The organism is Methanomicrobiales archaeon (genome assembly GCA_030019205.1).
Taxonomy (GTDB): Archaea; Halobacteriota; Methanomicrobia; order Methanomicrobiales; family JACTUA01; genus JASEFH01.
The window spans coordinates 177,590-191,495 of the sequence record JASEFH010000001.1 but is presented as its reverse complement, the minus strand read 5'-3'; the positions used below and the strand labels follow the sequence as shown (position 1 = coordinate 191,495).

Below are 13,906 nucleotides of genomic sequence, written 5' to 3'. Positions count from 1 at the left end.
TGAGATCCGAGACGGGGGATAGCATCCTTCCCCTTCTCGGCTGGCAGCCTCCACCCCCTTCCGTTGCGGCTTATTCGAACCGGCGGGAGGGGGTCTGCCTGTGCGTTCTGCGTTGCAGTGCATCGCGGGGAGACCGGGGACGAACGGAACCCGGAGTGCCGTCTGCGTGCGATAATCCTCGTTCCCGCTGACCCCGAATGCGAGGGATCGGGCATCCGAGTGACGGCTGCGGTGGTCTACACGGCGCGCATTCTCGCGGTGCGACACGATCCCTTCTGATGCATGCAGGATGGAGATGAGAAAACCGTATCGGCCTTATGGTTCGCGCTCCTCCATGAAGTACCGCCGGTTTATGATCCGCCATGCGATGAGAAGCTGCCCGATCTCGGTCGGGGTCAGGTAGGTGCGGTGTTTGTAGATGGCCCGGGGCGGACTCTGCACATGCTGCTCGATGCTCTCCTCCAGTTTCTCCATCACATCGTAGCGGAGTTCGCCATCGAAGGTGAGCACGCTCATCTCCCTTCCGGCCATCTCCTCGCGGCCGAACTCCAGGAGAAAACTGTTCTCGGAGAGGGAGAGCAGGGCAAAGAGGTCGAAAGTGAGATCGATATCCTGAATCGCCTCCTCCAGTCTGCTCTGGCAGATCGAGACGCGGTATATATTATGGATCGGCCCCAGATCCTCGCCATACTTGGAGAACGAGATCTTGATCAGGGCATCGGCGTATTCGCACTGGGGGGCGACGTATCTCTCGTAATCGCGGGCCCGCGCCTCGAGCTCCTCCACCACCTCCTCCCGGCGGTATCCCCGAACCTCCATGTCGCGCTGGATCTTCCAGTAGCGCTTCACATCCGCATCCGGATCGACGAAGATCTTGAAATCCATCAGTTCGCGCAGCGTCGGTGTGAAGAACGCGTGCAGACCTTCCAAGATCACGATCTTGGTGGGGGTGAAGCTGACCGGGGGCTCGATCGTCCCGGTGATATGGTTGTACACCGGCTTCTGGATGGTCTTTCCCTCTTTGATATCCCTCAGATGCTCCTCGAGACGCCGGAAGTCGTTGGCTTCAGGGGCAAGGGGCGTGACGCCTCTCTCCCGCCGCTGTTCGCGGTCCAGGGTATGGTAGTCGTCTAAGGTGATGGTCGAGACCAGATCTTTGCCGAAGATCTCGCGGATTGCGTTGGTGAACGTAGTCTTGCCGGATCCGCTGTCGCCCGCCACGCCGATCGTGAAGATGGTAGGGGATCGGAGGATGATGTCTTTCAGGCGCGGCATGGGCACAGGGGATGGATATTGCGGGCGAGCACGCAACCTGTTCAATGACCGCAAGCTCCACGACCTTGGAAAGCCTCTCGCATTCGAACCGGTGTGGTGCATGGATCTGGCTTTTTCCGGTTCACACATATATACTGATCTCCCGGTGTGAGGAGCGTACAAGAACGGAACTCCTCAGGCAATTCCGAGCGCTCCATGCTTCTCTGCGATATTCTCTGCCAGGCGATCCAGCGCCTGGTAGTCCTTCTCCCTCGGATAACCCTTCACCAGCACCGGATCCAGCTGCTCGAGTTTCACCGACTGGAGAAGCTCGGTCACCCGCTGCAGTGTGGCTCCGCCCCACCCGAACGATCCGATGAGGGCCATGTAGCGAATCTTGGGGCGGAGGAGGTTGACGAGATAGAGCGCAGCGACAACCCTTGGGTGCGGTCCGAAGAGCACCGTCGGGGATGCGATCACCATCGTCGCCGGATCGACGATCGCCGTCGCCAGCCGGGCGGTATCGTCGGAGGCCAGATCTACCGGTTCGACATCCACCCCCCTGCGTATGAGCGCATCCGTGAGGTATCGCACCATGTCGCGCGTGGTGCCGTGCATGGAGACGTAGGGAATCACCACACGGTTCGCCACACGATCGGAGGCCCAGTCCGCATAGGCGTCCAGAATGAACGAGGGGCGATCGTGCATGGGACCGTGGCTTGGCGCGATACAGTCGATCTCCAGCCCTGCGAGCCTCTGGAGGTAGGTGCCGATGCTGCTTCGGAAGGGCATCATGATCTCGGCATAGTAGAGTTTTGCGAGAGCGTACAGCGCGGACGGCTCCGGAGCGTGGAGGCTGCTCGTCGCCATGTGCGACCCGAGAAAATCTCCCGAGAAGAGGATCTTCTCCTCCTGCAGATAGGTGAGCATGGTGTCCGGCCAGTGGACCCACGGCGTCTCCAGGAACTGAAGCGTCCTGCTCCCGAGAGGAAGGGTATCCCCGTCCTTCACGACCCTGCACCGTTCCGGGGGGACGTCCAGGAGGAATCCGAGCAACTCCTTGCCTTTGGCGGTGCTGCACACCTCCGCACGGGGGAAGAGCTCCAGGATCATCGGAAGGGACCCGGAGTGATCCTGCTCGGCATGGTTCACCACCACATAGTCGATCGCATCCACGTCGAGCCGCACAAGATTCCGGATCAACTCCTCCTCTCCGGACGGGTCAACGGTATCGATGAGGGCAGTCTTCTTGCTTCCCTGCACCAGGTACGCGTTGTAGCTCGTGCCATGGGGCAGCGGCACCAGTGCGTCAAAGACTCTCCGCTCCCAGTCGATGGCGCCAACGGAGTACACGCCGGGTTTCATCTCTCGAACGGTCATTTTTATCACCGATTTCGTGGGCTGTCTGACAGACGGCACACTGCACCGCTCAGAACATCGCATTCGCTGCCGGTATCCACACTATGAACAGGATACGTATTAAAAAGTCCCTTCCCTTTCCGTTCCTGCGGAGTTGCTGCCCGCAACCCCGTAGCCCCGTTCCTCTCCGTATTGATGCCCCATAGAACGTCCCGGGGTGTCTCTCGGACCGCCTGTGCCCAGCCCTCCAGGACAGCAGGTGGCGGCTCGCCACGTCCGCCCCCGTCTCCAGACAGGGGTGAACGGACCTGGCAGGCGGATGGATTCGACTCCTGGTGCAGGGAAACGCCGGCATTCACGGCTCGCTCTTTTGATGCCGTATCGCCTCCCGCACCCCGCGGCAAACACGAGGATCCCGGAGCCGGACGAGCCCCCGGAAGAGACAAATTAAATAGTGTTAAAACAACCTAATCTTATATAATCCACCGGCATTCTGATTTCTGTACAGGGAATTCCAGCAGATGCTACCCCTCTATCGGGATATCCGCAGGCCTGCAAGATGCAACAGGGAGTCATACCATGAAACAGATCGCCTTCTATGGCAAGGGCGGAATCGGGAAATCCACGACATCGGCAAACGTCTCTGCCGCCCTCTCCGAGCTGGGGCTGCATGTGCTGCAGATCGGATGCGATCCGAAGCGGGACAGCACACGCATGCTCATGCACGGCACAAGAATCCCCACCGTGCTCGACCTGATCCGCGAACGCGGCGACGCCGCCATCCGGGCCGAGGAGGTGGTGTTCAAGGGCTACAACGGAGTCCGCTGCGTGGAGTCCGGTGGGCCGGAGCCGGGGGTCGGGTGTGCCGGACGGGGCATCATCGCCACGTTCCAGCTGCTCGAGAGGCTCGGTGCGCTCAATGGGGACGTCATCGTCTACGATGTCCTCGGCGACGTGGTCTGCGGGGGATTCGCGATGCCCATGCGGGAGGGCTACGCGCGGGAGGTCTACCTCGTCACCTCCGGAACGCTCATGTCCCTCTACGCGGCGAACAACATCGCCAAAGCCATTGCGCGCCTCTCCGGGCGCGGGCGCAGCTGCTGCCAGCTCGGCGGAGTGATCTGCAATGCCGCCCCCCTGCACCGGGAAGAGGAACTGGTGGACGCGTTCGCCCGCCGCATCGGCTCCCGCCTGATCGCCCATATCCCGAGGGATCGCATCGTCCAGCTCGCCGAACTGCACAAGCAGCCTGTGGTCGAGTATGCGCCGGAATCCGCGCAGGCCGGCACGTACCGCGAGCTGGCGCGGTTGCTCCTGGAGAACAAGAGACTGGATATTCCGACCCCGCTCGAGATGGATGAACTTGAGACCCTTGCCCTTGAGTACGCATAGGTACGACGGCTGCACCCTCAGCGGTGCCCTCTCGGTCACCACGCAGGTGATCGATGGAGTGACCATCGTCCACGGTCCCGCCGGATGTGCCCACCACAACTTCTCCCTTCTGCATGCAACCCTTCAGGAGAACGAATATCCCTTCCTCCCGCGGATACTCTCCACCAACCTCGACGAAGGCAGCATCATCTTCGGCGGCGAGGAGGCGCTCGAAGATACTATCCGCACTGCGCTCGCCATGGATCCCCGCTCGATCTTTGTGGTGAGCACCTGCATCGCCGATACGATCGGCGATGACGTCGGCGGTGTCTGTGCGGCGGACTGGGGCGTCCCCGTGATCCACATCCCCACATCCGGTTTTTTTGGAGGTGCATTCCACCATGGTTTCCTGCAGTCCCTCCTGTCTCTCCTGGCGCTCTCGGGAACGGAAGCGTCCACGGATACGGAGAAGACAGTGAACCTGATCGGGGAGAAGAACCTGGAGTACGAGGTCGAGGAGAACTACCGGGAGGTGGCGAGGCTTCTCTCCGCCCTCGGACTGGAGGTTCGGGTACGCTATGTGCGGAACATCTCCACTCGCATGGTCGCGCAGCTCGGGAACGGTGCATTGAATATCCTGCGCGATCCGGGGATCGCAATGCTGGGATCAGCCCTTGCCAGCAGGTTCGGAACGCCGTTCCTGCCTGCATTTCCCGTGGGACTGCAGGGAACTCTGGAGTTTATCGCGAGCACCGCCGACATCCTCGGGATCGACAGCACTCTCCCGCAGGAACAGGAGCGGGCACACCAGGAGGAGATGCTCCAAGAGTACGCCGACCTCGCAGGAGAACGGATCTCCCTGCAGCAGAAGGGCTCTCCCATCGATATCGAGCCGGCAAGCCTCTCCCTCGCGCAGGAGATCGTCCCCCGCCTCGGGATGCATCTGGACGATGAAGGTACACCGGTTCCCCTTCCGGTGAGCGCCCCCGTGGGAACCGCCGGGGTGCGCCGCATGCTCCACCGCTGGAGGCGCGCCCTGCATGCCTGATCGCCCCCCGCGTCCCTGCGAGAATCCTCTCTGGCCCTGCGGCATGAGCGGTGCGGCGGCGTGCCTCTCGGGATTTGCGGATCTCGGCGTGATCGTCCACGGATCCAGCGGATGCTACTTCTATACGGCATCGCTGCTCGAACCTCCGATCTACGGCACCTGCATCCTGGAGAGCGAGATCATCTTCGGCTCCCGTGATCGCCTGCAGGAAGTCGTGGATGAGCTCCGTGCGCGCTACGCGCGCGTTGCCATTGTGAACACCTGCGTGCCAGCCGTGATTGGCGAAGACCTTCGGGGCATGCTGGATCGTCCCGGCCTTCTGATCATCGACAGTCCGGGTTTCTCCGGCGATCTCGAGAGCGGCTATCGAAGAGCGCTCGGCGCACTCTCGCCCGTGAACGACGGGGAGCGGGAAGGGGTGAACATTGACGGGTTGAACCCGGCGGACCCCTTCTACCGGGGAAATGCGCTGGAAGCCCTGCGCCTGCTCAATCTCGCCGGCGTCCCACCGGCGACATGCATCGCCAGGGATCGGCTGGACTCCCTGGCCCACTGCGCTCCCGTGACCCTGACAACGAACGAGGATCTCCAGAGCGGCGTCGGAGACCGCGCAGGGTCTCTGCTCGGTCTGGAAGCGGTGGAGGAGGCGTTTGCCGAACTGGCCTCCCGGTTTGAGGACATGGACCTGGACGCGATCTCCCTCGAGGCGTTGAGGGCGAAGGAACGCATCCAGCATGCCTGCGACAAGCATCTCCGGCGTTTCGATCCCCCTGTCGCCGTGGTCTGTGGCAACGCCTCCTACGCTTCCTTTGCCGCGGGCATGCTCGAGGAGTTCCTGGACGCGCAGATCGCCTGTATCGCCGTGCGGAACGATCCGGTGCCGTCCGCCCACCCGTGCGAGAAAGTAACGAGCCTTCGAAGGATGGAAGAGATACTCACCGATCATGCCCCGGATCTGATCCTTGGATCCAGCTACGAGCACTCCCTCTATCCGACCGCAGCGTTCTGCGGTCTGATACCCCCCATCCGCAACCGTTACCTCCTGCACGCCCGCCCTCTGATCGGCATCGAGGGCGCGATGGTCTGCATGGAAGATGTGCTCAACGCCTGCCGGAACCAGCGGCAGGGTATCCGGCGGACATGAGGTTACCGGACGCGAATGATCGGCGAGGATTCCGCCATCCGGAGGGTGATGGCACCCCGCCGATCTCCCGCACCTCCCCTCTGCCGCATCTCACGGATCCGTTGCCTCAGATCCCGCCGAGGATGACCTCTGCGACGCGATCGCCCACGTCGTCCGTGCCCGCCGATCCGCCCATGTCCCGCGTCACGACGCCCGCCTGAATGGTCCTCTCGATGGCTGCCAGAACCGCATCTGCCGCCTCGTGCTCCCCGAGGTGGTCGAGCATGAGGGATCCGGCCCAGATGGCGGCGATGGGATTGGCAACGTTCATGCCCTTGTAGCGGGGCGCCGAGCCATGGATCGGCTCGAACATCGAGACCCCCTCGGGGTTGATGTTCCCGCCCGGCGCCAACCCGAGCCCCCCCTGGATCATCGCCCCGAGATCCGTGATGATGTCCCCGAACATATTGGGCGTCACGACGACGTCGAACCACTCCGGGTTCTTCACAAACCACATGGTGATCGCGTCGACGAAGGCGAACTCCGTCTCCACCTCGGGGTAAGCGCGAGCCTCTTCGGAGAAGACTTCCCGCCAGAGCCCGTAGACATCCGTGAGCACATTCGCCTTGTCCACCGATGTCACCTTCCTCCGCCGCTCGCGGGCGAGTTCGAACGCGTAGCGGATAACCCGCCGCGAACCTTCGCGGGACAGGACACCGATCTGGTAGGCAATCTCCTCCGCATCGCTCTCCGCCTCGAGATCGAACTTCACCTGGTAGAGATCGCGGATCACCTCCAGGTGGCGCTCCTGGGCACCCTGGAAGCGGGAGCCGATCCCCACGTAGAAGTCCTCGGTATTCTCCCGAACCACGACCAAATCGATGTCTGACGGGTTTTTATCCCGCAACGGAGTCCATACACCCTCCAGCAGCTTTACCGGGCGGAGATTGATATACTGGTCGAAGTAGAAACGGAGGGCGAGGAGTACCCCCTGCTCGAGAACACCGGGCTTCACCCGCTCGTCCCCGATCGCACCGAAGTAGATGGCATCGAACTCGGAGAGAGCGGAGAGATCCGCCTCCGTGATCAGCTCCCCCGTCCTCAGGTAGCGTTCGGCCCCGATATCGAACTCCGCCCAGGCGACATCGAACGAGAACCGTTCGGCGGCAGCGTCGATCACCTTCTTCCCTTCGGCGAGCACCTCCGGGCCGATCCCGTCCCCGCCTATTGCTGCAATACGGTACACCGCACCCCCTCCTTCAGGCTCCGTGCGTACGGGACCAGTCCGCCTGCGCGGACGATATCGCGCACGAAGGCGGGTATCGGCTCCAGGGCGTACGACCTGCCGCCCACGATCAGGGTGCTACCGTCGAGATCGACAGCCGCCGTCTCACCGTCCTCGATCCCGCTCGTATCCGGACAGACGAGCGGGAGCAGCCCGATGTTGATCGCGTTGCGGAAGAAGATCCGTGCGAACGATTGGGCGATCACCACCCGTACGCCCGCCCCCTTCAGGGCGAGGGGGGCATGCTCGCGCGACGATCCCGAGCCGAAATTGCTCCCCGCCACGATGATGTCCCCCGGCCGTACGCCGTTCGCGAAATCGTTTCGGGTACCTTCGAACACATGGCGCGCCAGCTCTTCGGGATCATAGATGGTCAGGTACCGCCCCGGTATGATCGCATCCGTGTCCACATCATTCCCAAACTTCCAGACTCGCATCCGCCTACACCTCCCTCGGATCCGTGATCTCTCCCGTGACAGCGCTTGCGGCTGCCGTTGCCGGTGAACAGAGATACACGGAGGCCTCGGCGCTTCCCTGCCGCCCCCGGAAGTTGCGGTTGGAGGTGGAGAGGGAGACCTCCCCCGGGGCGAGCAGCCCGAATGCTCCTCCCATGCACGGTCCGCAGCAGGGCGCTTCGACGAGGGCACCTGCTGCCACGAAACGTTCGATCAACCCTCCCCGAAGCGACTTCAGGTACTCCTCCCGCGAAGCGGGTATGACGATGACCCGCACCTCAGGGTGGAACATCTGATCGCCGAGCACCCCCGCGGCTTCCCGGAGATCCTCGTATCGACCGTTCGTGCATGAGCCGATGAACACCTGATCGACAGGGATGCCGCTCACCTCCTGGACGGAGACGACGTGGTCCACGTTGTGGGGAACGGCTATCTGCGGCTCAAGATCCGTCACGTCGTACTCCCGCCAGCCTGCGTACAGGGCGTCTTCGTCGCTGGACAGCGCAAACGGCGTCATCCCCCGTCGGGAGCGGATGTACGCCCAGGTGACCGCATCCGGAGGCACAATACCTGCCTTTGCGCCCATCTCGATCGCCATATTGCAGCATGTCATTCTGCCTGCCATATCCAGGCCCGCAATCGTCTCGCCGCCGAACTCGAGCGCCTGATACGTGGCCCCGTCCGCACCGATGTCGCCGGTAATGTGGAGGATCAGATCCTTGGCGCCGACGCGGTCTTCGAAAGTCCCCCGTATATCCAGGCGGATGCTCTCCGGTACCCTGAAGTAGAGAGCCCCGAACTTCAGCACGAATCCCATGTCCGTGGATCCGATGCCGGTGGCAAAGGCTCCGCTGGCGCCGTACATGCAGGTATGGGAGTCGGCACCGACCACGATCTCTCCCGGGGCTGCCTCCCCCCTCTCCATCACGACCTGGTGGCAGATCCCCTCGCGGAGGTCGTAGTTGGGTATATTCTGCTCCTTTGCAAACTTCCGCATGAACATGTGATTCTCTGCCGCCGCGATGGAGTCCGCCGGCACCTGGTGGTCGAAGAGGATCGTAATGGATCCCGGATCGAAGACGCGGTCTCCGCCCATCTCCCGGAATTTCTGGATGGCAAGCGGACCGGTGATGTCGTGGATCATGGCACGGTCCACGGGCGCCATCACCACCTCTCCGGCATGGATCTCTCTGCCGCACTTCTTCGAGAAGATCTTCTCGACTACTGTCGCTCCCATTCGCAATCGTCATATCAGTTGATCCTGCGAGATATTCTATCTATGCTCCGCATGCGTCGATGGACATACGTTCCGAGCCCGATCGGGAGAGATCCGCCGGCAGTTCGGGAGGCGGCGGGGCTGCAGCGGACGGGATGGTGTCACCGCCCGCCGGGCGAATGGGGGATGGAGAAGAAGAATACGGAACCCATACCGGGTTCGGACTCCACCCAGATCCTGCCACCGTGTTGCTCCACGATCTTCCTGCAGATGGAAAGCCCGATACCGGTACCCGAATGGGCGTCCTGCGTGTGCAGCCGCTGAAACATCTCGAATATGCGCTCATGGAACTGCGGGTCGATCCCGATGCCGTTGTCCCGGATCGAGAAGATCCATTCCTTTCCGCACGGTTCCGCCCGGATATGGACCCGCGGACTCACCCCTTCGCGGTGAAACTTGATGCCGTTTCCGATCAGGTTCTGGAGCAGGCGCACCATCTGGATCGCATCCGCACGTATCGTCGGGAGGGGATCGCGCGTCACCCGGGCCCCGGTCTCGTCGATCGCGGTGCGCAGATTTTCCAGGGTTTTCTCAAGCACCGCTTCCATGTCCAGCGGTTCAGCAGCCAGCTCGCCGCAGGACACGCGGGAGTAGATGAGAAGATCCTGGATGAGCGCCTGCATTCGGGACGCCCCTTCCACAATGAATCCCATGAACTCATCGGCATCCTCATCCAGCCTGCCGCCATAGCGGCGTGAGAGGAGCTGCGTGTAGCTGACGATCGCCCGCAGGGGCTCCTGCAGGTCGTGGGAGACGGCATAGGCAAAACGTTCCAGGTCTTCGTTGCTTCGCTGCAGCTCCCGGGTAACCGCGACCGGAAGGTCGCCAGTCCCCGACGGAGCGGGGATGTCCCGTGCGGCAACGAACACGGACTCGATCCCTCCGCCTGCAGTGGAAAGTGGGGTGAATACAAACTCCATCGCAGTGCGGCGGACGGGGTGCGGCATCTCGCATGTGATTGCCGCACCGGTCTCGCGCATCCTACCGATCGCCGCATCGAGGGTCTGCAGGCTGCCCTCGGGGAGTCCCAGATCATGCCACCTCATGCCGATGACTGCGTCGGCGTCCCGCTCGAGCGACTGCGCTGCCGCTCGATTGAGGTATTCGAACTGAAGATTGGAGTCGAGGATGTAGATCTGGACCGGCAGCATCGAGAGGAGGGCCAGCATCTGATCGCGGTGCGCATTCACCCGTGCGCGATATCCTTTCAGCACTTCTTCTTCGCGGCTCCTTCTGTCGGTCAGATCCTGGACCGACTCGATAGCTCCGAGAACCTGCCCATCGGCATCGTTCCAGAGGGATGCCCGTTCGCAGATGACTCCCTCCCTGTCCTGATGGAGGAATGGAACCCGAGACTCGGCGCATATCGCACCGCCCTTCCTCTCGATCCGCCCATACTCCTGCTCGAGCCTGTCATCATGCTCCCGGATCATGTCGATGAGCATCGGTCGCTTCCGCCCGTAGAACGGCAGGGCATAGCTGCGATCGGCGGTGCCGAGGATATCTTCCCGCCGGATACCGGTGAGTCTCTCCATTGCTGCATTCCACGCAACCACCCTCTGTCGCCTGTCGATGGCAAACGTGGCTTCGGGGTGCGAGTCGAGGATGTCCAGGGACCGTGCCCGGATGAATGCCCGATCCCCCGGACGTGCCTCGCCTCCGTTCGTCGCGTCACCCTCCGGCCCCCTACAGAGCCGCCCGCTCCTCCTCCAGGCGTCGCGGCTCTCCGGCGTCGGAAGGACCGGATTATGTCCGGAGAGTGCGGCTGAAGTGTGCGCACCGCAGGAATTCGAGAGGTGGTGCCTCGCCAGGGATGGCGGAGAGCTGTTCCTCATGACAGCGGGGCTTCGCGGATCCGGTCCGTCATCGGCATTTTTCGGTTCGGCATGCCAATCATCCCCGCATCGGAGTCTGCGATAGAAGTTGGGCGGTATCACGGTGCTATCCCTCTCCCGTCTCGCACCACTGCATGCAACGGGCGAGATTGCGCCCTGCCGATCCTGCAACAGACCGGATAGTCGTATGGAGGCATTCCGCAGCTACCTTCCGATATCCACCAGACATACTGTTTTTACTCCCTTCGGTGCCCGATCCATGAACCTCCAGATGGCATCGGTCGGCGTGAGATGGCAGGCTTTGAGGCGAACTCGCTCCGATAAATCTATGCAGTGATACTTCAGCCCGAGCGCATAAATTTATCACGACCGAGAAGGTTCATCGGATCGATGAACCTTATCTTCTCGTGTCGCGGCTCGTGACAGACCCCCGAGTGCTACTGATAGAATCAGCCGCAATATCGACGGGAGGTATAGCCCGCAGAATGGCAGGACAGAGACCGCTCGATTGTTCCCCGGTGTACCCGCCCCGCTGGGACGCCGCCTTCCGAGTTCCCGATCTGCCACCTTCCCGCGCTCTTACCTCTGCAACGAGGGACTCTCTCACGAGATTCGGATAGGGTCCGAACGCGCGGAGACGGAATCGGATCCCGCTCGTGGTCCACGGCTTCCCCTGCACGACGGTGTCCGAAGGAATCCCTCTCTGCTGGAGGAAGGTCCGGTCGGCCGGAATTTGCACCCTCCAGCCCTGGCAGGGAGAGACCTCCGCGCACGGAGCGCTCCCGTCTCCACGGGTATGGTTCGCCGGTGGCCAGACTCGAATGCCCCGCCGGAGTATCGGGCGGATCCGTGCTGCAAGCGATCGTTCGAGCCGCGGGCCGTCCGCGGATTAGATGCAGGGCTGACAGGAGAGAGCCGGGGGGTGTCAGGCCGACCTCATGCCCGCACAATCCGGAGTACGGAGAGCGTCTCGCCCTCCAGTTCCTTTGTCTGTACCACCCCGGCTCTGCAGCCACTCCTTTCGAAGAGCGATAGAACCTCCTCCACGCCCGTCAGCGACGAGACGAGCAGCAGGAGCCGTCCCCCCGGAGCCAGTCGATCCAGGACGATGGCCGCAAACCGTTCGATCACGCATCTCCCGCTCCTCCCCCCGTCGAGAGCCACCTCCAGCCAGTCGTCGATCCGCTCCTCGGGGGCGGTAGGGAGGTATGGCGGATTGAACAGGATCAGGTCGAAGGTCCCGCAGATGCCGGCGGTCAGATCCGTGCGGATCACGTCCAGACCGCGGCCATGCGCCATGGCTGCAGCGTGGGGATTCACCTCGGTGGCCGTCACGGTGATGCCCCTGCGAGAGGCCAGCGCCGCAGCGATGTGGCCGCCGCCGGTCCCGACTTCGAGCACGCGGTCTCCCGGTCTGACCTCCGCGAGCGCCACCTCTGCGAGGAGGAGAGTGTCGGCCTCGACGGGGTAGACCTGATCGGCATCGTACGGGCTCAATGCGGATCCCGCCTCACACCCTGCCGCATAGAGAGACAACGGCGGAACGGCAGATGATTCCCGAACAGTCGGCCCGAGGGATCATGCTGCATTGGCGATCCGTGCGAACTCCTCCAGATTGAGATCCTCCGGCCGTGCGTGCAGGATCCCGTCAGGAAGGTCTCGTTGCATCCTCTCGATAGTCTCCTCGTCCAGCAGGCCGCGGGCGCTCCGAAGCCCGTTACGGACCGTCTTCCGGCGGTGGGAGAAGAGCACCCGCACCATTTCCGCGTACAGCTTCCGATCGCGCAGGGGATAGGGGGGCTCCCGGGGACGCAGCTTCACCACCGTCGAGCGGACCTGCGGTTTGGGAGTGAAACAGCTCGGGGAGAGATCGAACAGTCTGGTCACGTGCGCGTAGGTCTGAACCATGACCGACAGCCTCCCGTAGTCCCGGGAACCGGGCTGTGCGAGCATCCGCTGGGCGAACTCGCTCTGGTACATCAGAACGGCTTCGTCAAACCCGATCGCCAGCAACCGGAAGGTGAGCTTGGACGAGAGGGAGTAGGGGAGGTTCGAGATGACGGACTCGAAGAAGGGGAGATCGCAGCGGGATGCATCCCCCAGCAGCAGTTCGAGCTGTCCCGCCCTGATCTCCGGAGCGAACGCCCGGCCGAGGTCTTCGAACAGCAGCGGATCGATCTCGACCGCGATGACGACGGCACCGTGATCCAGGAGCGCACGGGTCAGGTTCCCTGTCCCCGGTCCGATCTCCAGGATGCGTCTGCCGGCAACGTCGATTGCCCCGACGATCCGTTCGATGGCGCGTTTATCGACTAAGAAATGCTGATCGCGTGGAGCGCTCATTTTGTTGTAAAGAGGCGGTATTTGGTCTCAGGGTCTTCGATTTCTTCCAGAATCCGGCTCACTATCATCTTCTCGGGCTTGGTGATCGCCTTGATCCTCTGTCTCAGATCCTCGAAACTCGTAAAAGGCCGCTTCTCCCGCTCCGCTAGGATCTCCCACATCAGCTTCTTGCCGATACCCGGGAGGAGATGCAGCATATGAAGACGGGGAGTGATCGAGATCGCCTTGTTGAAAAACTGGACAAACCGCTCCTCGTTCTCCAGGACAATCTTCTCGACGGCAAAGGGCAATTCCAGCCGTGCCGTCTGCGTCAGCTCCTCGTAGCCGATGCGCCGCTTCACCCTCTCGATCTTCTCCCGCTCTTCATCGCCGATATACACCTTCTCGTGGATGGCGATATTCTGCGTTTTGGGTATGAGCTCGAGGAGCTTGAACTGGTCGACTCCGACCGCCTGGATGATCGGCTCCCGCTTGTACACCGGGCGAGGGTCGTTCGCATAGCCTTTGGGAAGGAGATCCAGTACTAAGGCGTAGATCTCCTTCTTCTCCGTCTTCAT

The 13,906-nt window shown here is 62.3% G+C and carries 12 protein-coding genes; 3 read left to right on the top strand and 9 right to left on the bottom strand.

Going from position 1 to position 13,906, the window contains the following annotated elements; translation table 11 throughout:
* Positions 1 to 315: 315 nt before the first annotated feature.
* Positions 316 to 1,275 carry a phosphoribulokinase gene (locus tag QMC96_00935; GenBank protein ID MDI6875322.1) on the bottom strand — a complete coding sequence of 320 codons (960 nt, stop codon included), beginning with the start codon at positions 1,273 to 1,275 and terminating at the stop codon, positions 316 to 318.
* Positions 1,276 to 1,449: 174 nt separating this feature from the next.
* The gene (locus QMC96_00930; GenBank protein MDI6875321.1) at positions 1,450 to 2,634 is read right to left on the bottom strand and encodes an FprA family A-type flavoprotein; all 1,185 of its coding nucleotides are present in this window, start codon (positions 2,632 to 2,634) and stop codon (positions 1,450 to 1,452) included.
* Between the two features lie 558 nt (positions 2,635 to 3,192).
* On the opposite strand from QMC96_00930, the gene cfbC reads away from it, so the two are divergent.
* From cfbC to QMC96_00915, 3 genes are read left to right on the top strand one after another with little or no spacing between them, the layout of a single operon-like run.
* Positions 3,193 to 4,005: a Ni-sirohydrochlorin a,c-diamide reductive cyclase ATP-dependent reductase subunit gene (gene cfbC, locus QMC96_00925; protein ID MDI6875320.1), complete on the top strand. Its 813-nt coding sequence runs from the start codon at positions 3,193 to 3,195 to the stop codon at positions 4,003 to 4,005.
* The gene (locus QMC96_00920; GenBank protein MDI6875319.1) at positions 3,992 to 5,032 is read left to right on the top strand and encodes a nitrogenase component 1; all 1,041 of its coding nucleotides are present in this window, start codon (positions 3,992 to 3,994) and stop codon (positions 5,030 to 5,032) included. Before cfbC ends, QMC96_00920 begins: the two co-directional genes overlap by 14 nt.
* Entirely contained in the window at positions 5,025 to 6,176 is a 1,152-nt protein-coding gene (locus tag QMC96_00915) for a nitrogenase component 1 (protein MDI6875318.1), read from the top strand. The genes QMC96_00920 and QMC96_00915 overlap by 8 nt, the downstream gene beginning before the upstream one ends.
* A gap of 106 nt (positions 6,177 to 6,282) precedes the next feature.
* On the opposite strand, the gene QMC96_00910 is transcribed toward QMC96_00915, so the two are convergent.
* From QMC96_00910 to QMC96_00880, 7 genes are all read right to left on the bottom strand, one after another.
* Positions 6,283 to 7,401: a 3-isopropylmalate dehydrogenase gene (locus QMC96_00910; protein ID MDI6875317.1), complete on the bottom strand. Its 1,119-nt coding sequence runs from the start codon at positions 7,399 to 7,401 to the stop codon at positions 6,283 to 6,285.
* Positions 7,380 to 7,877, bottom strand: coding sequence for a 3-isopropylmalate dehydratase small subunit (locus QMC96_00905; GenBank protein MDI6875316.1), 498 nt, complete (start codon positions 7,875 to 7,877; stop codon positions 7,380 to 7,382). The genes QMC96_00910 and QMC96_00905 overlap by 22 nt, the downstream gene beginning before the upstream one ends.
* A 4-nt stretch (positions 7,878 to 7,881) precedes the next feature.
* Positions 7,882 to 9,132, bottom strand: a complete 1,251-nt coding sequence (locus QMC96_00900; GenBank protein ID MDI6875315.1) for a 3-isopropylmalate dehydratase large subunit — start codon at positions 9,130 to 9,132, stop codon at positions 7,882 to 7,884.
* Between the two features lie 140 nt (positions 9,133 to 9,272).
* Positions 9,273 to 11,006, bottom strand: a complete 1,734-nt coding sequence (locus tag QMC96_00895; protein ID MDI6875314.1) for an ATP-binding protein — start codon at positions 11,004 to 11,006, stop codon at positions 9,273 to 9,275.
* Between the two features lie 936 nt (positions 11,007 to 11,942).
* Positions 11,943 to 12,503: a methyltransferase gene (locus QMC96_00890; protein MDI6875313.1), complete on the bottom strand. Its 561-nt coding sequence runs from the start codon at positions 12,501 to 12,503 to the stop codon at positions 11,943 to 11,945.
* Between the two features lie 81 nt (positions 12,504 to 12,584).
* A complete protein-coding gene (gene rsmA / locus QMC96_00885; GenBank protein MDI6875312.1) occupies positions 12,585 to 13,349 on the bottom strand; it encodes a 16S rRNA (adenine(1518)-N(6)/adenine(1519)-N(6))-dimethyltransferase RsmA in 765 nt (254 codons plus the stop codon).
* Positions 13,346 to 13,906 carry a DUF655 domain-containing protein gene (locus QMC96_00880; protein ID MDI6875311.1) on the bottom strand — a complete coding sequence of 187 codons (561 nt, stop codon included), beginning with the start codon at positions 13,904 to 13,906 and terminating at the stop codon, positions 13,346 to 13,348. The genes rsmA and QMC96_00880 overlap by 4 nt, the downstream gene beginning before the upstream one ends.